At 69.1% G+C, this 20,507-nt stretch carries 18 protein-coding genes; 13 read left to right on the top strand and 5 right to left on the bottom strand.

Annotation, left to right across the window (positions count from 1 at the left end; translation table 11 throughout):
• The first annotated feature begins 25 nt into the window (after positions 1-25).
• Positions 26-448, top strand: coding sequence for a hypothetical protein (locus ON23_RS19090; protein WP_157170244.1), 423 nt, complete (start codon positions 26-28; stop codon positions 446-448).
• Between the two features lie 88 nt (positions 449-536).
• Positions 537-4,145 carry a chromosome segregation protein SMC gene (smc, locus tag ON23_RS19085; RefSeq protein ID WP_039779833.1) on the top strand — a complete coding sequence of 1,203 codons (3,609 nt, stop codon included), beginning with the start codon at positions 537-539 and terminating at the stop codon, positions 4,143-4,145.
• Here smc and ON23_RS19080 read toward each other — a convergent pair.
• Entirely contained in the window at positions 4,142-5,044 is a 903-nt protein-coding gene (locus ON23_RS19080) for an NmrA family NAD(P)-binding protein (RefSeq protein WP_083904078.1), read from the bottom strand. The genes smc and ON23_RS19080 overlap by 4 nt on opposite strands.
• Before the next feature lie 63 nt (positions 5,045-5,107).
• Here ON23_RS19080 and ON23_RS19075 point away from each other — a divergent pair, with 63 nt between their 5' ends.
• Positions 5,108-5,944, top strand: coding sequence for a TetR/AcrR family transcriptional regulator (locus ON23_RS19075; protein WP_051042875.1), 837 nt, complete (start codon positions 5,108-5,110; stop codon positions 5,942-5,944).
• Positions 5,945-5,989: 45 nt separating this feature from the next.
• On the opposite strand, the gene ON23_RS19070 is transcribed toward ON23_RS19075, so the two are convergent.
• Both ON23_RS19070 and ON23_RS19065 read right to left on the bottom strand, forming a co-directional pair.
• Positions 5,990-6,226 (bottom strand): hypothetical protein, encoded by a 237-nt coding sequence (locus ON23_RS19070; protein WP_143859887.1) that lies wholly within the window; start codon positions 6,224-6,226, stop codon positions 5,990-5,992.
• A gap of 52 nt (positions 6,227-6,278) precedes the next feature.
• Positions 6,279-6,866 carry a TetR/AcrR family transcriptional regulator gene (locus ON23_RS19065; protein ID WP_051042874.1) on the bottom strand — a complete coding sequence of 196 codons (588 nt, stop codon included), beginning with the start codon at positions 6,864-6,866 and terminating at the stop codon, positions 6,279-6,281.
• Positions 6,867-6,966: 100 nt separating this feature from the next.
• Here ON23_RS19065 and ON23_RS19060 point away from each other — a divergent pair, with 100 nt between their 5' ends.
• Positions 6,967-8,067, top strand: a complete 1,101-nt coding sequence (locus tag ON23_RS19060; RefSeq protein WP_039779831.1) for an FAD-dependent monooxygenase — start codon at positions 6,967-6,969, stop codon at positions 8,065-8,067.
• An 84-nt stretch (positions 8,068-8,151) separates the two neighbouring features.
• Here the strand turns inward: ON23_RS19060 and ON23_RS19055 are convergent, their stop codons facing one another.
• On the bottom strand, positions 8,152-8,541 hold the full coding sequence (locus ON23_RS19055) for a DUF2237 family protein (RefSeq protein WP_030513055.1): 390 nt from the start codon (positions 8,539-8,541) through the stop codon (positions 8,152-8,154).
• 205 nt (positions 8,542-8,746) lie between these two features.
• On the opposite strand from ON23_RS19055, the gene ftsY reads away from it, so the two are divergent.
• From ftsY to ffh, 6 genes are all read left to right on the top strand, one after another.
• Positions 8,747-10,312 (top strand): signal recognition particle-docking protein FtsY, encoded by a 1,566-nt coding sequence (gene ftsY / locus ON23_RS19050; RefSeq protein ID WP_167331872.1) that lies wholly within the window; start codon positions 8,747-8,749, stop codon positions 10,310-10,312.
• 205 nt (positions 10,313-10,517) lie between these two features.
• On the top strand, positions 10,518-11,927 hold the full coding sequence (locus ON23_RS19045) for an ammonium transporter (protein ID WP_086006946.1): 1,410 nt from the start codon (positions 10,518-10,520) through the stop codon (positions 11,925-11,927).
• Positions 11,928-11,931: 4 nt separating this feature from the next.
• Complete coding sequence (locus ON23_RS19040; RefSeq protein ID WP_030513058.1) at positions 11,932-12,270, top strand: P-II family nitrogen regulator; 339 nt, start codon at positions 11,932-11,934, stop codon at positions 12,268-12,270.
• Between the two features lie 3 nt (positions 12,271-12,273).
• Positions 12,274-14,790, top strand: coding sequence for a [protein-PII] uridylyltransferase (locus ON23_RS19035; protein WP_083904077.1), 2,517 nt, complete (start codon positions 12,274-12,276; stop codon positions 14,788-14,790).
• A gap of 216 nt (positions 14,791-15,006) precedes the next feature.
• Positions 15,007-15,318 (top strand): hypothetical protein, encoded by a 312-nt coding sequence (locus ON23_RS19030; RefSeq protein WP_036503669.1) that lies wholly within the window; start codon positions 15,007-15,009, stop codon positions 15,316-15,318.
• 132 nt (positions 15,319-15,450) lie between these two features.
• Positions 15,451-17,034, top strand: coding sequence for a signal recognition particle protein (gene ffh / locus ON23_RS19025; RefSeq protein WP_039779826.1), 1,584 nt, complete (start codon positions 15,451-15,453; stop codon positions 17,032-17,034).
• Between the two features lie 53 nt (positions 17,035-17,087).
• On the opposite strand, the gene ON23_RS19020 is transcribed toward ffh, so the two are convergent.
• Positions 17,088-17,957 (bottom strand): alpha/beta fold hydrolase, encoded by an 870-nt coding sequence (locus ON23_RS19020; protein WP_039779825.1) that lies wholly within the window; start codon positions 17,955-17,957, stop codon positions 17,088-17,090.
• Positions 17,958-18,060: 103 nt separating this feature from the next.
• Between ON23_RS19020 and ON23_RS19015 the strand changes: the two genes are divergently transcribed.
• From ON23_RS19015 to rpsP, 3 genes are all read left to right on the top strand, one after another.
• A complete protein-coding gene (locus ON23_RS19015; protein WP_051042873.1) occupies positions 18,061-18,675 on the top strand; it encodes a TetR/AcrR family transcriptional regulator in 615 nt (204 codons plus the stop codon).
• A 48-nt stretch (positions 18,676-18,723) separates the two neighbouring features.
• Complete coding sequence (locus ON23_RS19010; RefSeq protein ID WP_373282204.1) at positions 18,724-19,824, top strand: amidohydrolase family protein; 1,101 nt, start codon at positions 18,724-18,726, stop codon at positions 19,822-19,824.
• Between the two features lie 354 nt (positions 19,825-20,178).
• A partial coding sequence (gene rpsP / locus ON23_RS19005) for a 30S ribosomal protein S16 (protein ID WP_039779823.1) occupies positions 20,179-20,507 on the top strand: 329 nt, incomplete at its 3' end.

Genomic DNA, 20,507 nt, shown 5'->3' with positions numbered 1-20,507 from the left:
ATGGACCCTCATGTACGCATCTCGAGTGCTTCGTATGTTCGTCCGGGCGGTACCGGCCGTGCTGGTCGCGTTGCTCGCCGCCGCCACCTTCGCGGTCGCCGGCGGCGTCGCCTCGGCAGCTCCGATGCCGCTGCCGTCGATCGACAGCGGTGGTGTCACGAGACTGGCGATCGCGCCCGGCCAGAACTCCGTCACCGGCCAGGGGTCCGTGGTGGCGAACAAGATCGCCAATTACTCCATCGGATCGGCCCGGGGGCAGAAGCTGATCGTCGACATCACCTCGAACAACGGCCAGGCGCGCGTGACCCTGGCACCGCTGATCGGAGGTCCGATCGCGGCCGACGTCCCGCACGCCGAGGTCGTGGCCGACGGCCTCGACTACCAGATCTACGTCAGCTCCGCCGACGGCTCGCCCAGCGACTTCACGCTGACCGTCACCGCCGCCTGATTCCGGGCCCTACTCGGCGGATGCCGGGCGAACACGTTCGCCCGGCATCCGACCGGCAACGCACCCCGACCGGGTAGCCTGACCGACTGTGCACCTGAAGAGTCTGACGCTGAAGGGATTCAAATCCTTCGCGTCCGCGACGACGCTGCGGCTCGAGCCCGGCATCACCTGTGTGGTGGGGCCGAACGGGTCCGGCAAATCGAACGTCGTCGACGCGCTGACCTGGGTGATGGGGGAGCAGGGCGCCAAGGCGCTGCGGGGCGGGAAGATGCAGGACGTCATCTTCGCCGGGACCGCCGGACGGGCGCCGCTGGGCCGCGCTGAAGTCACACTGACCATCGACAATTCCGACGGCGCGCTGCCCATCGACTACTCCGAGGTCTCCATCACTCGCCGGATGTTCCGCGACGGCGCCGGTGAGTACGAGATCAACGGCAACTCCTGCCGGCTGATGGATGTCCAGGAACTGCTGTCCGACTCCGGTATCGGCCGGGAAATGCATGTCATCGTCGGCCAGGGCCAGCTCTCGGCGATTCTGGAATCGCGACCCGAGGACCGCCGCGCCTTCATCGAAGAGGCCGCGGGTGTGCTCAAACATCGCAAGCGCAAAGAGAAGGCGGTGCGCAAACTCGATGCGATGCAGGCCAATCTGGCTCGCCTGACCGACCTCACCACCGAACTGCGCCGCCAGCTCAAACCGCTGGGCCGCCAGGCCGAGGTGGCCCGGCGCGCGGCCACCGTCCAGTCCGAACTGCGCGATGCCCGGCTGCGATTGGCCGCCGACGATCTGGTGGCGCGCCGCCGCGAACTGGAAAGCCAGCAGAGCAAGGAAGCCTTCGCCCGCGAACAGCAGATCACCGTGCAAGCCGAATTGGATGCCGCCAATGCGGCGCTGGCGCAGCAGGAATTCCAGCTCTCGCGGCTCACGCCCGGTGCCGAGGCGGCCGCGCAGACCTGGTTCCAGCTGTCGGCGCTGGTGGAGCGGGTCAACGCGACCATCCGGATCGCCCGCGACCGGGCCCGCAATCTCACCATCGAACAGCCCACCGGCACCGGCCGCGACCCCGAACAACTCGAGGCCGAGGCGGACCGGGTGCAGGCCGAGGAGGCCGAACTGCTCGAGGCGGTCGAGGTGGCCACCGCGACCCTGGAGGCCGCCCGCGATCAATTGCTCGACCGCGAACAGGCCGCCAAGGCCGCCGAACAGGCCCACCTCGCCGCGGTGCGCGCCATCGCCGATCGGCGCGAGGGTCTGGCCCGCCTGGCCGGGCAGGTCGATACCCTGCGCCACCGCGCCCAGTCGGCCGACGGCGATATCGCCCGGCTGTCGGAGGCACTGGCCGCGGCCCGGCAGCGCGGTGATGCCGCCGAGGCCGAATTCGAGTCCGTGCAAACCGAATTGAGCGAACTCGACGCCGGTGAGGAAGGCCTCGACGCCGCCTACGAGCACGCCGCCCAGGCGCTGGAGCTGGCCGATGCGCGGGTGACCGAACTGCGCGAACGCGACCGCGAGGCGGGGAAGAAGGTCGCCTCGCTGACCGCCCGCATCGAGGCGCTGACCATGGGCCTGGCCCGCAAGGACGGCGGCGCCTGGCTGCTGGACAACCGCGCCGACGGCTTGCAGGGCCGGCTGTCGGGAATGGTGCGGGTACACAGCGGATTCGAGGCCGCCGTGGCCGCCGCGCTCGGCCCGCTGGCCGACGCCATCGCCGCCGACGCACACCCCACCGCGCAGGCGGCGATGCGCGCGCTCAAGGATGCCGACGGCGGCCGCGCGGCCGTCGTCTACGGCGGTGCGGCGCAGCCCCGCGGCGAAATCGGTGACCTGCCCGCGGGAGTGCGCCCGCTCGCCGAGGTGATCGATTGCCCGGACCGGCTGCGTGGTGCGGTCGCGGCACTCACCGCCGGCACCGTGGTCGTCGACGATCTGACGCAGGCGGCCGACATCCTCTCCCGCCGACCGGAACTGCGGGTGGTGACCCGCGACGGCGATCTGAGTGGTTCGGGCTGGGTGCTCGGCGGTTCGGACCGCGCGCCCAGCCAGATCGAGGTGCAGGCCGATATCGATGCCGCCGCCGCGGAACTGGTGTCATGGCAGCGGCAGGCCGAGGAGGTCGAGGCCGCGCTGTCGGGTGCGCTCGCCGAGCAGAACGATCGCAAACAGGCCGTCGACCAGGCGTTGCTGGCATTGCACGAATCCGATCAGGCGCTGGTGGCGATCTACGACCGGCTGGGCCGTCTCGGTGCGACAGCGCGCAGCGCCCACTCCGAATACGAGCGCTTGCTGGCCCAGCGCGCCGAGGCCGAGTCCGCGCGCGACGAGAACCTGACGGCCCTGGCCGAACTCGAGGGCCGGCTGCGTCATGCCGAATCCGAACAGTCCGATCTGGATTCCGACGCCGACGCGGGCACCGACACCGCCGGGCAGGAGCGCGAACAGGCCGCCGCGGCGCTGGCCGAGGCTCGCGCCATGGAGGTGGAGGCCCGGCTGTCGGTGCGCACCGCCGAGGAGCGCGCGGAATCGGTACGGGGCAAAGCGGATTCGCTGCGCCGCGCGGCGCGCGCCGAACGCGAGACCCGCGCCCGCGCCGAACGCGCCCAGGCCGCCCGCCGCCGTGCCGCCGAGGTGGCGGCGGTGGTCGCCGAATCGGCCGAGCGGATCGCCGCCGAGCTGGAAACCGTGGTGGGGGAGGCGGCCGCGCGGCGCGACGAGCTGGTCCGCCGGCGGACCGAATGCGCCGGCCAGGTGGATCAGATCAAGGAACGGGTGCGGGCACTGAGCACACAACTCACCCAGCTGACCGATGCCGTCCATCGCGACGAGGTCGCGCGGGCCCAATCCGCGCTGCGCATCGAGCAATTGGAAACCACCATCGCCGAGCAGTTCGGCATCGCGCTCGACGAACTCGTCGCCGAATACGGTCCGCATGTGCCGATGCCGCCGACCGCCCTGGAGATGCAGGAGTACGAGCAGGCCCGCGAGCGCGGCGACCAGGTGAGCCCACCGCAGGAAATGCCCTACGACCGCGCCACCCAGGAGCGCCGGGTCAAACGCGCGGAGAAGGACCTCGCCACCCTCGGCAAGGTCAATCCCCTGGCGCTGGAGGAATTCGCGGCCCTGGAGGAGCGCTACAACTTCCTGTCCACCCAACTCGAGGATGTCAAGAAGGCCCGCCAGGATCTCCTCGATGTGGTGGCCGAGGTCGACGCCCGCATTCTGCAGGTGTTCACCGAGGCCTACGAGGACGTGGAACGCGAATTCGTGCAGGTGTTCGGCCGCCTGTTCCCCGGCGGCGAGGGACGGCTGCTGCTGACCGACCCCAGCGATATGCTCACCACCGGTATCGAGGTGGAGGCGCGGCCGCCGGGGAAGAAGGTGAAGCGGCTGTCGCTGCTGTCCGGTGGTGAGAAATCCCTTGCCGCCGTGGCGTTTCTGGTGTCGATCTTCCGGGCCCGCCCCTCTCCGTTCTATGTGATGGACGAGGTCGAGGCGGCCCTGGACGACACCAACCTGCGCCGCCTGATCGGCCTGTTCGAGCAGTTGCGGGAGAAGTCGCAGCTGATCGTCATCACCCACCAGAAGCCGACGATGGAGATCGCCGACGCGCTGTACGGCGTGAGCATGCGCGGCGACGGCATCACCCAGGTCATCTCGCAGCGATTGCGCGGGGAGAATCTGGTGGGCGCGACGACCTAGTCGCCCGCCGCGAACCGGGACTTCAGAACCGCGGCGCCGGTGCTGGCCAGCCAGGTCTCCAGGCTCTGCAGCCCCGGGTGGATCCGGCGGATCTGGTCGATATCGGCATGCCAGCCGTGGCCCTGATGGCTCAGGCGCCACGTGTTGGCGATCTGTTCACCCAGTTCGCCGGCCTCCGCCTCGGTGATTTCGCGATATCGCACCGGATATCCGGTCGCGCGGGAGATCAGCTCCACCGCGGCGGTGGGGGTCACGGCATCGCCGGCGAGTTCGAGTGTCTGCCCGGAGAACCGTTCGGGGTCGGCGAAGGCCAGCGCGGCGACCGCGGCGATATCGTCCACCGCGATCATCTGCGCCGGGCGATCGGCCGGAAACAGGTGGACGTTCACTCCGTCGACGAAGCCGTCGAGCGGCAGGCCCTGCGCCAGATAGTTCTCCATGAACCGGACCGGGCGCAGCACGGTGTAGCGCATGCCGCTGTCGGCCAGCGCCTGCTCGATCTGCCGCTTTCCGGCGCTGCCCCACGGGATTTCGTTGTCGAACGACGCCACGCCGGTGAAGACGATGTGGTCGGTTCCGGCGTTGCGGGCCGCGTCGATCACGGCGGCACCGCGGGCCGCCTCCAGCTCGACATCCCAGCCGTCGGGGCCGAAGGCCGCCGGGGGAACCAGGAAGACGCCTCGTGTTCCGGCCACCGCCGCGGTGAGGGTAGCCGGGGCGTCGAAGTCGCCGACGGCCACTTCCGCGCCGAGGGCGGCGAGTTCGCGCGCCGCCTCGGCGGCGGGATCACGGACCAGGATGCGGACCGGGACGTCGTGGGCGAGCAGCCTGCGGGCCGTGGCGCCACCCTGTTTGCCGGTCGCGCCGGTGACGAGAACGAGGTTGTCGTGGACGGTCATCTCGGATGATCCCTTTCGATAGAATCGGGTCGGTCGACCCGTATTCGCACGATAGGAGCAGCGATGTCGTCTCCGCCATCCGCCGACGCGGGGTTTCGTTACGGCGTGCGCGCACCGGCACCCGGCGTGCCGGGCACCCGAATCGACGCGCGCCGCAACCGGGCTCGTATCCTCGCCGCCGCCCAGCGGGCCTTCGCCGAATCCGGAACGTCGGTGTCACTGGCCGAGATCGCCCGCCGCGCCGGCGTGGGTGCCGGCACCGTGCATCGCCATTTCCCGACCAAGACGGACCTGCTCGAGGCCGTGCTGCAGCAACGGATCGACCGGCTCACCGCGCGGGCGCTGATGCTGCGCGACGATCCGGACCCCGCCGCGGCCTTCCTGGGATTCTGCGCGGAGGTCGTCACGCGCACGCCCGGGAACAAGGCGATGTGCGATCTGCTCGACGCCGACGACGGCTGGCCGCGGATGCTGCTCCGGGACGCGGGCGAGCGATTCCATCTCGCCGTCGGGCAACTGCTGGAGGCGGCGCGGCGCGCGGGCGGAGTGCGTGCCGACCTGACCCTGGCCGATGTGCTGGCGATCTTCACCGGTTGTGTTGCCATGCAGCGTGTTTCGAACGCTCGCGATGAACTGTCCCGCCCCGCCGCCCTGCTGCTGGCGGCGATGCGCGCCGACTCGGCCGTAACGAAACCGGCGAACTTTTCGCTCGACCGTAACGAAACGACGGTGGCCGACGCGAATCGTGACAGCGGGAGCTGCCCCATCTGCGGGGCGGACGTGGCGCATGCGGAGACCGGACGGCCCGCCCGGTACTGCTCGCCGGCGTGCAGGCAGAAGGCTCACCGGCTGCGCCGTGCCGCGAGTGCGGCGGGAAGGGATCCGGTCGGCACCGGGTGATCCACGGCGCCACACGGATTCGGCATTCGTCGAAGGGACCGGTTGCTACGTGTCGGTATCCGGAACCTCGCGTGCCGTGCGCCGGGTGGGTGAGAGGGTGACGGTGCCCGACGGTAGGTCCACGATCGGGTCGTCCCCCGCGAGACGGTCGTCGACCTTCGCGATCGCCACCCATTCCTTGCGCTCGTGAACGTGTTTGCGCGACGGGCCGAACAGTTCGTCGATCTCCGCACCACGCGGCCGCCCCGATGGTGCGCGCATCCGCCCCCGCCACCACGTCACGCGATCGACAGTACCCGCCTGTGGGTATCCGGACGCCGGTGTGAAACCCGATTCAGCGTGACACCGGCCGCAGCCCGTCGAACACGATGGCGAGCACTCGATCCACCGCCGCGGGATAGGACTCCCCGGGCTGGGCGTAGACCTGCACGGTCATCAGGAGACCGAGCTCGGTGAGACCGATATCGGTGCGCAGGTCGCCGTCTCGCTGGGCTCCACGGATCAACTCGTCGATCCGGTCCAGAACCCCCGCGCGCACCGCGCCCACCCGTGGATCGGTGCGGACCATCGCGTGGACGGCCGGTTCGATGGCCGCCGCCAGCGCACCCAGGCGCAGCAGCGCGCACTCGCGCAGGAACCGGCGCAATCCGTCCCACGCCGTCGCTTCCTCGGCACCCGCCGACGCGGCCATGCGGGCGAGGCGGTCCAGGTGTGCCTGCGCGGTGGCGACCACCAGGGCGTCGCGGTCGGGAAACCGGCGATACAGCGTGCCGACTCCGACCCCGGCGCGATCGGCGATCAGCTTCATCGGGACGTCGGTGCCGCGTTCGGCGAAGACGTCCAAGGCGGCGAGCAGGATGTGATCGCGATTGCTGCGCGCGTCGGCGCGCAGGGAATCCGGGCGAATCGGCTCCGGGACCATCGGCGGCTCCAATCTGCTCAACAAGTGGACGAATTACGTCCACTTAACCTACCATCGGGTCTAAGCGGACGAAAAGCGTCCACTTAGGAGAGGTGGCGACATGGCCGAGGTACTCGTTTCCGGAGCAGGGATCGCGGGATCGACGCTGGCCTACTGGCTGAGCCGATACGGATTCGGGGTGACCGTGGTCGAGCGGGCCGCCGGGCTGCGCTCCAGCGGCAACCCGGTCGACGTGCGCGGGCCGGCGCTCGAGGTGGTGAGCGCCATGGGTGTGCTGCCCCAATTGCGTGCTGCCGCAACGGCGGTGGATCGGTTGCGGTTCGTCGACGCGCGGGGCCATGGGCGCGCCTCGATGCGCGTCGGCGATCGAGAGGGCGGTGAGGTGGAGCTCGCCCGCGCGGATCTCGCCACCATTCTCGCCGAAGCCTCCCGCGACCGCGTCGAGATGCGCTGGGGTGAAGGAATTTCCGAGATCGAGCAGTCCGCGGCGGGAGTCACGGTCGGCTTCGAATCGGGGGAGCGGGCGCACTACGACTATGTGCTCGGCGCCGACGGCCTGCATTCGGCGGTGCGCCGGCTGACCTTCGGCGACGACGGGGAATTCGTCCGGCACATGGGGATCTACATCGCCACCGTGCCTCTCACGCGGGCCGCGGGCGCCGCGGACGAGGTGGTCATGTACAACTCGCCGGGACGGTCGGTATCGGTCCATCCCGCTGGTGGCCGCCCGATCGCGGCCTTCATGTTCCGGCGCCCGCCGGTGGCCGGTCTGGATTACCGCGACAGCGAGGCGCAGCGACGATTGCTGGTCGCGGAATTCGCCGGGCGAATGGGACCGTTCGAGGATGTGCTGGACGAGGTGCGCTCCGGTGGCGACCTCTACTTCGACGCCGTCAGCAAGGTATCGCTGCCGCACTGGTCGCGGGGCCGGGTCGCCGTCGTGGGAGACGCCGCCTCATGCCTGTCGCTGTTCGGCAACGGATCGAGCCTGGCCATCGCGGGCGCACACACCCTGGCCGAGGAACTCGCGCGGACGCCGCACGACCCGGCTACGGCGTGGGAACGCTACGAGCGGCGGCATCGCGATCGGATCGGCGCATCACATCGAGGGGTTCGATTCGCCTCGGCGCTCATGGTGCCCGGATCGCGTCCGGCTATCGGGCTGCGCAATACCGCGGTCCGCCTGTTCGCGGCTGCGTGAGGCTCCCCGGCCGCCCCTTCGTGAGGAGTCTCGTTCGCCGGAAGCCCGAACCTCCGGCGGCCCGAGCGCCGATCCGGCGAGCGACTACAACAGATCGCTCACGTCGTCGGGGACGTCGACGGCGTATTTGCGCAGGGTTTCCATCGGTACGACCTCGAGCGCGTTCTCGTGGGTCGCGGCCAGGACGACCGGCGCGGCCACGCCGTCCTCGTGGGCGTGCAGCCACCGCACCGCGACCACACACCAGCGGTCGCCGGGTTGCAGTCCGGGGAAATTGTTCTCCGGACGTGGGGTCAGCAGATCGTTGCCGATCGATTTCTGATGCTCCAGGAACTCCTGGGTCACAACAGTGCAGACGGTGTGGCTACCCAGATCCTCGGGGCCGGTGCTGCAGCAGCCGTCCCGGTAGAAGCCGGTGAGAGGATCGGTGCCACACTCCTCCAGCGGTCCCCCAAGCACATTTCGATCGGTCACGAGCCGATCCTATTGTCTCTGTGTCGGATTCGCCGCGCCTTGGGCGGTTGGTATCGGGACGGTTGCCGGTGATGCGTGGCCGGACGGCCTATCGTCCGACGTCGTCGGCGTGTCGGGCATGCGCGGATGGTGACGAATCGCCCGTAGCGTCGCGGGCGCAACACCCGCCTGCCGCCACGCAGGCGCGTTCGCGGGTTCTGACAGGATGGGAGCCGTGACTGCGCAAGCCTGGATTCTGATCGCCGCGATCGTCGCCGTACTACTGGTGGCGTTCGTTGCCGGATTCGTCCTGTACAAGCGCCGCCGAGTGAGCATCACCCCGGCGCAGGAGCAGGACAAGCAGCTGACCGACCGGTCGGGCGGGTACACCGCGGCCGGTGGCTTCAACTTCAGTCAGGGCGGTGCGGGTTCCGGCACGCTGACCCCACCGCGCCCCGAACCGGTCCCGATCGAACGCACCGACGACGAGGGGCAGCCGCACGTCGGCGATGATGCGGCCATCCCGCGCGACTCGGTGCGCCGGACCATCACCGACGTGCGGTTGCCGGAACCGGAAACCCTCGCCGACCGCCCGGCGGACGGGGCGAGCGCGACCGCGCCGACCGTCGAACCGGAAACGACGGAAACACCCGGCGACGGAGTGGCCGCGCCGGAAGCCCCGGCCGAGGCTCCCGCCGCGCCTCCCTCGACCGACGGCGCCACCGCGGTCACGCCCGCCCCCGTCGAGACACCCGAATCCGCCCCGGTGGATTCGGCTCCGACCACGGCGCCGAGCGCCCCGACCACACCTACTCCGACAGCACCCACTCCCACCGCACCCGCGCCCCAGCCCACCGCCGTGGAGGAGATCGAACCCACCGCCGGCCGCCTGACCCGCCTGCGCGGGCGGCTGTCGCGGTCGCAGAACGCGGTCGGCAAGAGCCTGCTCGGCCTGCTCGGCGGCGGTGACCTCGACGAGGACTCGTGGGAGGAGATCGAGGACACCCTGGTCATGGCCGACCTCGGCACCTCGGTCACCACGACCGTCGTCGAGCGCCTGCGCGAGGAATTGGCCGCCCGCAGCGTCCGCACCGCCGAACAGGCGCGGCAGGTGCTGCGGGATGTGCTGATCGAGGCCCTGCGCCCGGACCTGGATCGCGCGATCCGAGCGCTGCCGCATGCCGACCACCCGTCGATCCTGCTGGTCGTCGGCGTGAACGGCACCGGTAAGACCACCACGACCGGCAAATTGGCGCGCGTCCTCGTCGCCGACGGCCGACGCGTGCTGCTCGGCGCCGCCGACACCTTCCGCGCCGCCGCCGCCGACCAACTGCAGACGTGGGGTGAGCGGGTCGGCGCCGATACGGTTCGCGGCCGCGAGGGCGCCGATCCGGCGTCGGTGGCCTTCGACGCGGTGAGCACCGGCATCGAGGAGGGTGTCGACGCGGTCCTGGTCGACACCGCGGGGCGCCTGCATACCAAGACCGGCCTGATGGACGAACTGGGCAAGGTCAAGCGTGTGGTGGAGAAGAAGGCCGCCGTCGACGAGGTCCTGCTGGTGCTCGACGCGACCGTCGGGCAGAACGGGCTCACCCAGGCTCGGGTCTTCGCGGAGGTCGTCGACATCACCGGCGTGGTACTCACCAAACTCGACGGCACCGCCAAGGGCGGCATCGTCTTCCAGGTGCAGCACGAACTCGGCGTGCCGGTGAAACTGGTCGGCCTCGGCGAGGGCGCCGACGATCTGGCCCCCTTCGAACCGTCCGCATTCGTCGACGCCCTCCTCGGGTAGCGGCGAACAGCGAAAACGGCAGTTCCTCCTCATTTCGACACGGTCCTCACAGTGCGCCGACATGCGCTGTGTGCGCGCGGAAACCTGGTAGCAACACGGGAAGCCGATCCGTTCACGCATGCGAAACATCGCGGCGGCACGGATGAAACACCAGATCGCGACCCTTCTGTGCAGGCTCGTTTGCCGCAGTTCGGCCGGGCCCGAGATGAGGAGGAACAAGGTGGCGTATCCCTTGCTCGGTGTGCCCGACACCGGCGACACCGCGTGGATGCTGGCGAGCTCCGCGCTCGTATTATTGATGACCCCGGGGCTGGCGTTCTTCTACGGCGGTATGGTCCGCTCGAAGAACGTGCTCAACATGATCATGATGAGCATCAGCGCGATGGGCATCGTCGGCGTGCTGTGGTCGCTCTACGGCTTTTCCGAGGCATTCGGTGACAACAAACTAGGCCTGATCGGCAACCCCGCCCAGTTCTTCGGGCTCAAGGGGCTGATCGGCACCAATGCCGTCAAGGCCAGCCCGGCCGACCCGTCGACCGGCGCGGCGGCGGTGGATCAGGCGAACATTCCGCTGGCCGGCACCATCCCGATGACGGTGTTCGTGGCCTTCCAGCTGATGTTCGCCATCATCACGGTGGCCCTGATCTCGGGTGCGGTCGCCGACCGTATGAAGTTCCGCGCGTGGGTGGTCTTCGCGATCGCGTGGTCGACCATCGTCTACTTCCCGGTCGCGCACTGGGTGTTCGACTTCGACGTCAAGGACGCCGCGGGCAACATCGTCCACCACGGCGGCTGGATCGCGAACAAGCTGCAGGCCATCGACTTCGCCGGTGGTACCGCGGTGCACATCAACGCCGGTGCCGCGGGCCTGGCGCTGTGCCTGGTGCTCGGCAAGCGCAAGGGCTGGCCGAAGACGCCGATGCGCCCGCACAACCTGCCCTTCGTCATGCTCGGCGCCGGTCTGCTGTGGTTCGGCTGGTTCGGCTTCAACGCCGGTTCCTCGGTCAGCTCCAACGGCCTGGCCGGTTCCACCTTCCTGACCACCACCTTCGCCACCTGTGCCGCGATGATCGGCTGGCTGGTCGTGGAGAAGTTCCGCGACGGCAAGCCCACCAGCCTCGGCGCCGCCTCGGGCATCGTCGCGGGCCTGGTCGCGATCACCCCGTCCTGCTCGTCGGTGAACGTGCTGGGCGCGCTGGTGATCGGCGCGGTGGCCGGTGTGCTGTGCGCGCTGGCGGTCGGCCTGAAGTTCAAGCTCGGTTTCGACGACTCGCTCGACGTGGTCGGCGTCCACCTGGTCGGCGGTGTGGTCGGTACGCTGCTGATCGGTCTGTTCCTCGCTCCGGAATCGGGTGCGGGAGCCGGCGGCGCGAAGGGCTTGTTCTACGGCGGCGGTTTCGATCAGCTCGGCAAGCAGGCCGTCGGTGCCTTCACCGTGCTGGCGTTCTCCTTCGTCGTCTCGCTGATTCTGGGACTGATCATCAAGTACACGATCGGCATTCGTGCTTCCGAGGAAGACGAGTTCAAGGGCATGGACGAGTCGGAGCACGCGGAGACGTCATACGATTTCGCTGCTGTGGGTGGCACGGCACGTACCGCCGTCAAGGAGGCATGACGCAATGAAACTGATCACTGCAATCGTCAAACCGTTCACGCTCGAGGACGTCAAGTCCGGGCTCGAGCAGGCCGGTGTGCTGGGAATGACGGTCAGCGAAGTCCAGGGGTACGGCCGCCAGAAGGGGCACACCGAGGTTTACCGCGGCGCGGAGTACTCGGTCGATTTCGTGCCGAAGGTACGGGTCGAGGTCGTCGTGGACGACGCCTCGGTCGAGAAGGTCGTCGAGGTGATCGTCGAGGCCGCGCGCACCGGCAAGATCGGTGACGGCAAGGTCTGGGTGACCCCGGTCGAATCGGTGATCCGGGTCCGAACCGGTGAACGCGGTGCCGACGCACTATAGGAAATGAAGGATTCGGGCAGCCCCGCTCCTGGCATCGGCCGGGGACGGGGCTGCCCGCTTGAACGGGCGGTGGTTGCGGGTATGAGTGCAGACGAATTGTCCCAGGGCGCCAAGGATCTGGTGGCCGCACGAGATCAACTGCTCGACGGAGGTGACCCCCGGCGGCCACGACTCAGCGCCGAGGCGCTGCGGCAGGCGCTGGTCGACCTGCACGAGCTGTGGTTGACCACGAAGGGGGCGGAGCTGGGCATCACCGCCGACAGCGGACTGGCCGTGGTGGCGGTCGGCGGACTGGGGCGGCGCGAGATGCTGCCGTATTCCGATCTGGATCTGATGTTGCTGCACGACGATGTCGACCCCGCGCGGGTCGCCGAGGTGGCCGACCGGCTGTGGTATCCGCTGTGGGACGCCCACATCAAACTCGACCACAGCGTGCGGACCGTGCCACAGGCGCTGCGGGTGGCCGCCGACGATCTCACCGCCGTGCTCGGCATGCTCGATGCCCGCCATATCGTCGGCGACGCGGAGTTGAGCAATCTGCTCATCGGCGGTGTGCGCCGCGAATGGCGCACCGGAATCCGTTCCCGCTTCGGTGAATTGGTGGAACAGACCCAAGCGCGGTGGAAGCGCAACGGCGAGATCGCGCACCGGGCCGAACCCGACCTCAAGAGCGGCCGCGGCGGGTTGCGCGATATCCAGCTGCTCGACGCGCTGGCCATCGCCCAGCTGACCGACGCCATGCCCGGCCTGGGCCCCGACGTTCCCGGCGGAGGTCTCGAGGCGGCCCATCGCCGGCTGCTCGACGTGCGTACCGAGCTGCACCGGGTCGCCGGGCGTTCCCGTGATCAGCTGCGCGCCCAGGACGCGGACGAAATCGGCGCCGCCCTGCGCATCGGCGATCGATTCGATCTGGCGCGCACGCTCAGCGACGCGGCCCGCACGGTCGTCTACTCGGTCGACGTCGGCCTGCGCACCGCCGGCAACGCACTGCCGCGCCGCGGTCTGGCCCGGCTGCGGCGTCTGCCCGTTCGCCGCCCGCTCGACGAGGGGGTGGTCGAACACGCCGGTGAGGTGGTGCTGGCCCGCGACGCACGGCCGCAGCGCGATCCCGGCCTGATCCTGCGGGTCGCCGCCGCCTCGGCGCGCACCGGCCTCCCGATGTCGGCGACCACCCTCAGCCGCCTCTCCGAGGATGCTCCCGAACTGCGCGAGCCGTGGCCGCGCGAGGCGCTCAACGATCTGCTGGTGCTGCTCGGCGCCGGTCGCAACACCATCGACGCGGTCGAGGCCTTGGATCGAACGGGCTTGTGGGGCAGGCTCTTTCCGGAATGGGGAGCGGTGCGCGATCTGCCGCCCCGCGATGCCGTGCACACCTGGACCGTCGACCGGCACCTGGTCGAAACCGTCGCCTACGCCAGTGCGCTGAGCACCCGGGTCGCCCGGCCGGACCTGCTGCTGCTCGGAGCGTTGCTGCACGATATCGGCAAGGGCCGCACCGAGGATCACAGCGTGGTGGGTGCCGAACTGGCCGACCGCATCGGTCATCGGCTGGGCCTGTGGCCCGACGATGTGCGCAGCCTGGCGACGATCGTGCGGCATCATCTGCTGCTGCCCGAAACCGCGACCCGGCGTGATCTCGCCGATCCGGCGACCGCCGACCGTGTGGTCGACGCGTTGGGCGGTGACCGGCAGCTGCTGGACCTGCTGCACACCCTCGCCGAGGCCGATTCGCTGGCGACCGGTCCGGGCGTGTGGGGGGAGTGGAAGGCGTCCCTGATCGGGGAACTGGTGCGCCGCGGCCACGCCGCCATGGCGGGAGAGCCGGCGCCACAACGGGTTTCGCCGACGCCGACGGTGGTCGACGCGGCCGTGCTGGACAAGGCCGCGGCCGGTGGTGTGCACGTGGAACTGACTCCCGGCGACGGACGCTACATCCACGTCGTCACGGTCGTGGCACCCGATACTCCGGGCCTGCTCTCGGAGGCGGCCGGGGTGCTCGCGCTGCATTCCCTGCGGGTGCTCTCCGCGACCCTGGCCGCCTCCGGTGACACCGCGATCGACACCTTCGTGGTCACACCGACCTTCGGCAATCCGCCCGACGCCGGGCTGCTGCGTCAGGAGCTGATCCGCGCGATCAACGGCGATCTGAAGCTGGCCTCCGTGCTCGCGGACAAGGAGCGCGAGGCGGCGGTTCGAACCAGCCGGTACGCCCAGGCTCAGCCGAGGGTGATCTGGATCGAGGCCGACCGGCCCGGTGAAGTGGTGCTGGAACTGCGTGCCGAGGACCGCATCGGCCTGCTCAGCCGCTTGGCCGCGGCCTTGGCCGCCCACGGCGCGGATGTGCGGTGGGCCAAGGCGGACACGATGGGTTCGGTGGTGGTCGACTCGTTCGGCCTCGGTCTGGGCGAGGGCGACACCCCGCAGCGACGCCGTGCCATCGAGGCGGCGCTGCTGGGGGTCGTCCCGCATCCGGAGCCGAAGAAACCGAGCGAAACGGACACCGCCACCGATGCCGGGTAGGTTTACCAACCTCCTGCCGGTTATCGGGACAACCTGGTCGATTGGTCCGTAATGCGGTAACCAGATCGTTGCGGCAACCTCTGCTGGATGTGATGTCCGCCACTCTACGATCGGTGTAGATCGTGAAGTTGATCGTGATCGCAAGCTGTTCGAGCTGTTGCTGTACCTGTTGCTGTACCTGTCCGGCGAGTTGGGTGCGTTGAGGGGAGCAGGTCGATGGCAAACGAAGTCGTGTCCTCATCCATGATCACCAGCGATTCGACCCACCACATCGCTCGCTGCGTCGGCGGCGACCACTGGGTGGTCTCCTGGCTTCCGGGCCGGACGCTGACCGGCGGTCAGGCGGTGGCGGCCATGAAACTGGCCGGCGCGCTCGTCGACGGCACACCAGGTGACTCCGACTGGGCGACCCTGGACGCCATGGCACTGCCACTGGGGCTGACCGGCCGCGAGGCGGTCTATCTGGTCGCCTACGAACAGCACGACTTCAGCCGGGCCCCGCGGCCGCGGCACAGCGCGCTGTCCTGACCGCAGCCCCGGTGACGGGTCCGGCGACGGGCCCGTGACAGGGCTTCGACTAGGGCGAATCCACCTATCGCGGAGTTGCCCGTACCCTGGTAACCCGAGTGACGTCCCTCGACGAGACCAGGAGCGCGATCGGTGTTCGAATCCCTTTCCGACCGGTTGACCGGTGCCCTGAAGGACCTGCGTGGCAAGGGGCGTCTGTCACCGGCCGATATCGACGCGACCGCGCGCGAGATCCGGCTGGCCCTGCTCGAGGCCGACGTGGCGCTGCCGGTCGTGCGGCAGTTCATCGCCCGCGTCAAGGAACGCGCCAAGGGCGCCGAGGTATCGGCCGCGCTGAACCCCGCGCAGCAGGTCGTGAAGATCGTCAACGAGGAATTGATCGGCATCCTCGGTGGCGAGACCCGGCGCCTGCAGTTCGCGAAGAACCCGCCCACGGTCGTCATGCTCGCCGGTCTGCAGGGTGCCGGTAAGACCACGCTCGCGGGCAAGCTCGCGAAATGGCTGAAGGGCCAAGGGCATACGCCCCTGCTGGTGGCCTGTGACCTGCAGCGTCCGGGCGCCGTCACCCAGCTGCAGGTGGTCGGCGAGCGAGCCGGTGTGCCGGTGTTCGCCCCACATCCGGGCACGTCGATCGGCGGTGGCGACAACGCCCTGGGTGTCACCGCCGCCGACCCGATCCGCGTCGCCGAGGCCGGCATCGAGGAAGCGAAGCAGAAGCACTACGACATCGTCATCGTCGACACCGCGGGCCGCCTCGGTATCGACGAGGAGTTGATGCGCCAGGCCGCCGGTATCCGCGACGCGGTGCACCCGGACGAGACGCTGTTCGTCCTCGACGCCATGATCGGCCAGGATGCCGTCAGCACCGCCGAGGCCTTCCGCGACGGCGTCGGCTTCACCGGCGTCGTGCTGACCAAACTCGACGGTGACGCCCGCGGCGGCGCCGCGCTGTCGGTCCGCGAGGTCACCGGCGTCCCGATCCTCTTCGCCTCCACCGGTGAGAAGCTCGAGGACTTCGACGTCTTCCACCCCGACCGCATGTCGAGCCGCATCCTCGGCATGGGCGATCTGCTCACCTTGATCGAACAGGCCGAACAGGTCTACGACCAGCAGCAGGCCGAGGAGGCCGCGCGCAAGATCGGCTCCGGCGAACTCACCCTCGAGGATTTCCTCGACCAGATGCTGGCCATCCGCAAGATGGGTCCGATCGGCAACCTGCTCGGCATGCTGCCGGGCGCCGGCCAGATGAAGGACGTGCTGGCCCAGGTCGACGACAAACAACTCGACCGGGTGCAGGCCATCATCCGCGGTATGACCCCCGCCGAGCGGGCCAACCCGAAGATCATCAACGCCTCGCGCCGCCTGCGCATCGCCAACGGCTCCGGCGTCACCGTCTCCGATGTGAACCAGCTGGTCGACCGCTTCTTCGAAGCGCGCAAGATGATGGCCGCGATGGGCCGGCAGATGGGCCTGCCGGGGGCGCGGCGCAACGCCAAGGGCAAGAAGGGGAAGAAGGGCAAGAAGGGCGGACGCGGACCGACGCCGCCGAAGGGGATGCGCGGAGGGTTCCCCGGGATGCCGGGTATGCCGGGCGGAATGCCGGGGATGCCCGCCGCGGGGATGCCGGATCTGTCGAATATGCCCGCGGGCTTGGACGAACTGCCGCCCGGGCTGGAGGGTTTCGACCTGTCCAAGCTGAAGTTCCCCAAGAACTGAGCCCTATCGACCCGGTCCACTCGCCGCGGCGTCACGCCGCGGCGAGCCGGACGTCATAGTGCGCGCCGGAGGAAGTCGCGGATGTATGCCGCTATCTCGTCGCCGTGGGTCTCCAGTGCGAAATGTCCGGCGTCGAGCAGATGCAGCTCGGCATTCGGGAGATCACGCAGGTAGGCCTCTGCCCCGGCGGCACCGAACACCTCGTCGTTACGGCCCCAGGTGATGAGGGTCGGAGGCTGGTGGGTGCGGAAGTACTGCTGATAGGCGGGGTACCCCTCCAGATTGAACTGGTAATCCCAGAACAACTGCAGCTGGATCGCGTCGTTGCCGGGCCGATCCAGCTTGGCCTGGTCGAGTTGCCAGGCTTCCGGAGCCAGCCGGTCCATCCGGTCGGCGGGTACGCCGTGGGTGTACTGCCATTGAGTCCACTTGGGCTCCAACAGTTCTCGGACCGCCGCTTCGTTGGCTGCCCGGTCCTTCGCATGGGCGAACAGGACATCCCAGAACGGGGTGAAGCCTTCGAGGTACGCGTTGCCGCTCTGCGAGATCAGCGCCGTCACCCGCTCCGGATTGCGGCTTGCGATCCGCAGCCCGATCGGGGCGCCGTAATCCTGGATGTAGAGCGAGAAGCGTCGCACGCCCAGCTGATCGAGTAGCTCTTCGGTGATGTCGGCGAGCTGGTCGAAGCTGTAGTCGAATTCGTCGACGCCCGGCGCGGCCGAGTTGCCGAACCCGATGAAGTCCGGCGCCACGAGGTGGAACTCGTCGGACAGCTCGGACATGAGATGGCGGAACATGTGCGAGCTGGACGGGAAGCCGTGCAGCAGTACGAGGGTCGGATGGTCCGGATTTCCGGCTTCCCGATAGAACATCTCAAGTCCACGGACCGTGGTCGTGCGCTGTCGGGTGGCGAAGGCGGACATGGTGATTCCTTTCGATCGGAAGGTCTGTCACCGTGAGAACGATCGTTCTCGGCGGCCTCCGGTAGCATAGGAGAACGATGGTTCTCACGCAAGGGAGACGGTTGTGCAGGGTGAAGCGGATGCCGCGCGGGTCCTCGACGCGGCCGATCGGCTGTTCAACGAACGCGGAATTCAGGGCGTCGGTATGGACGCGATCCGAGATGCCGCGGATGTGCCGCTGAAACGGCTCTACCGCGACTTTCCCTCGAAGACCGATCTCGTGCACGCGGTCTTGACGCGGCGCGACAACGACGTGCGCACCGCGCTCGCGCGGTACGTCGACGACAACGCGAGCACGCCCCGGGAACGGGTGCTCGCGGTGTTCGACTTCCTGTACGAGTGGTTCAGCGGGCCCGATTTCCGTGGCTGCCTGTTCATCAATACGGTGGGGGAACTGGGCGGCACGTCCGACGAGGTCGGCCGGATCGCCGCCCGGCACAAGCGTGCGGTGCGTGACTATCTGGCTGATCTCGTGACGGACTGTGCGCTGCCCGAATCCGTGGCCGACCAGTTGCTGATCATCGCCAACGGCGCGATGGTCACCGCCGCGATGCACGACGACCCCGAGGTGGCGCGACAGGCGCGAGCCGTCGCCGACATCCTGCTGCGCGCGGTCCGCCCCGTCGGCGAACGAGGCGACGACTGTCGCCGAGCGGCCTCGCCGCGGAAGTCCCGGTAGGTTGGGCTCGGGCGGCGATCGGCTTCCGGCGATGTGGTGAGGAGCGATATGCGGATGCATCTGCGTGGGGTGGTTCTTCCCGGCGACGAGGTGCGCGACCTCTGGGTCCGCGACGGGACGATCTCCTTCGAACCGGTGCGCGACGCCGAAACCCTCTGTGACACAGGGTGGATCGTGCCCGGCCTCGTCGATGCCCACTGCCACGTCGGCATTCGCTACGGCGGCGGGCACGAGGACCGCGAGGGCGCGATCGCGCAGGCCGAGGTGGAACGCGATGCGGGTGCCCTGCTGCTGCGCGATGCCGGATCACCCATCGACACCCGCTTCATCGACGACCACCACGAACTGCCGAAGATCATCCGGGCCGGCCGTCACATCGCCCGCCCCAAGCGATATATCCGCGAACTGGGCATCGAACTGGACGACGAGCGCGATCTGCCCGAGATCGTCGCCGAACAGGCCCGCTTCGGCGACGGCTGGGTCAAGATCGTCGGCGACTGGATCGATCGGTCCGCCGGTGATCTGCGACCGCTGTGGAGCGACGCGATCCTGAAGGAGGCCATCGACGCCGCCCACCGCGAAGGCGCCCGCGTCACCGCACACGTCTTCGGCGAAGACGCGCTGCCGGGCCTGATCAGCGCCGGCATCGACTGTCTCGAGCACGGCACCGGACTCACCGCCGACACCATCGAGATGATGGCCGAACACGGCACCGCGCTGGTGCCCACACTGGTGAATATCGACACCTTCCCCGATATCGCCGACAGCGCTACCAAATTCCCGGTCTACGCCGCCCACATGCGCGATCTGCACCGCCGGGTGCGCGACACCGTCGCCGACGCCCACGCGGCGGGGGTGCCGATCTACACCGGCACCGACGCCGGTGGTTCGATCAAGCACGGCCGCATCGCCGACGAGATCGACGCGCTGGCCGGGGCCGGGCTCTCGCGCCACGAGGCGCTGGCCGCGGCCTCGTGGCGGGCGCGCGAGTGGCTCGGCCGACCGGGGATCGAGGACGGCGCACCGGCCGATTTCGTCGTGTACCGCACCGATCCCCGATCGAGCCGCGATGTGCTCGACGCCCCGGCACATGTCGTCCTGCGCGGGCGGGTCTACCCCGGGCGCGATCCGGTCACTGGGCATCGCTAAGTGGTCGGCGCGACGATCGGCTCGGCAAACGCGCTGTTCACAAGCCATCGCCGCGGTCGGCGACCGGCCCGGCCGCTCGAGCCCCGCGTGTGCGGCGAACGGCCCGCCAGGTCCGGGGTGATTTCACCGGGTGCGGGCGCGTCTGGCAGAATGAACGACCGTCCTCGTCGACGCCCGCGACTCGCTCGCGGTGCCGTGTTCGAGGACAGTGTCAGCCCGTCTCCGGTTACGTACCGCGCGGCGGTCACACACTCAACGCAAAACCGGGCCCGTACCCCGTGCGGGCTGCTGAATTGCGCCGTGACCACTGAGGCTGCTCTCGGGCGGCCGCCATCGAAAGGCATGGATACAGCCATGGCTGTCAAGATCAAGCTGACCCGTCTGGGCAAGATCCGCAACCCCCAGTACCGCATCGTCGTCGCCGATGCGCGCACCCGCCGCGACGGCCGCGCCATCGAGAACGTCGGCAAGTACCACCCGAAGGAAGAGCCCTCGCTGATCGAGGTCGACTCCGAGCGCGTGCAGTACTGGCTGGGCGTCGGCGCGCAGCCGACCGAGCCGGTGAAGCGTCTGCTGGAGATCACCGGCGACTGGCAGAAGTTCAAGGGCCTGCCGGGCGCCGAGGGCACCCTGAAGGTCAAGGCCGCCAAGCCGAGCAAGCTGGACCTGTTCAACGCCGCCCT

Origin of the sequence: Nocardia cerradoensis NBRC 101014 (genome assembly GCF_000308535.1) — a bacterium.
GTDB lineage: Bacteria > Actinomycetota > Actinomycetes > Mycobacteriales > Mycobacteriaceae > Nocardia > Nocardia cerradoensis.
The sequence above is the reverse complement of the archived record's forward strand: the minus strand, read 5'-3'. Positions and strand labels throughout refer to the sequence as shown.

What these genes read in the sequence shown, in the direction of transcription:
- ON23_RS19035 (WP_083904077.1), top strand. Translation starts at nt 12,274, where the DNA reads ATGAAGGATTCGGGCAGCCCCGCTCCTGGCATCGGCCGGGGACGGGGC.
- ON23_RS19060 (WP_039779831.1), top strand. Translation starts at nt 6,967, where the DNA reads ATGGCCGAGGTACTCGTTTCCGGAGCAGGGATCGCGGGATCGACGCTG.
- ON23_RS19020 (WP_039779825.1), bottom strand. Translation starts at nt 17,957, where the DNA reads ATGTCCGCCTTCGCCACCCGACAGCGCACGACCACGGTCCGTGGACTT.
- ON23_RS19045 (WP_086006946.1), top strand. Translation starts at nt 10,518, where the DNA reads ATGAGGAGGAACAAGGTGGCGTATCCCTTGCTCGGTGTGCCCGACACC.
- ON23_RS19080 (WP_083904078.1), bottom strand. Translation starts at nt 5,044, where the DNA reads ATGACCGTCCACGACAACCTCGTTCTCGTCACCGGCGCGACCGGCAAA.
- ON23_RS19040 (WP_030513058.1), top strand. Translation starts at nt 11,932, where the DNA reads ATGAAACTGATCACTGCAATCGTCAAACCGTTCACGCTCGAGGACGTC.
- ON23_RS19030 (WP_036503669.1), top strand. Translation starts at nt 15,007, where the DNA reads ATGGCAAACGAAGTCGTGTCCTCATCCATGATCACCAGCGATTCGACC.
- ON23_RS19010 (WP_373282204.1), top strand. Translation starts at nt 18,724, where the DNA reads ATGCGGATGCATCTGCGTGGGGTGGTTCTTCCCGGCGACGAGGTGCGC.
- ftsY (WP_167331872.1), top strand. Translation starts at nt 8,747, where the DNA reads ATGGGAGCCGTGACTGCGCAAGCCTGGATTCTGATCGCCGCGATCGTC.
- ON23_RS19075 (WP_051042875.1), top strand. Translation starts at nt 5,108, where the DNA reads ATGTCGTCTCCGCCATCCGCCGACGCGGGGTTTCGTTACGGCGTGCGC.
- ON23_RS19065 (WP_051042874.1), bottom strand. Translation starts at nt 6,866, where the DNA reads ATGGTCCCGGAGCCGATTCGCCCGGATTCCCTGCGCGCCGACGCGCGC.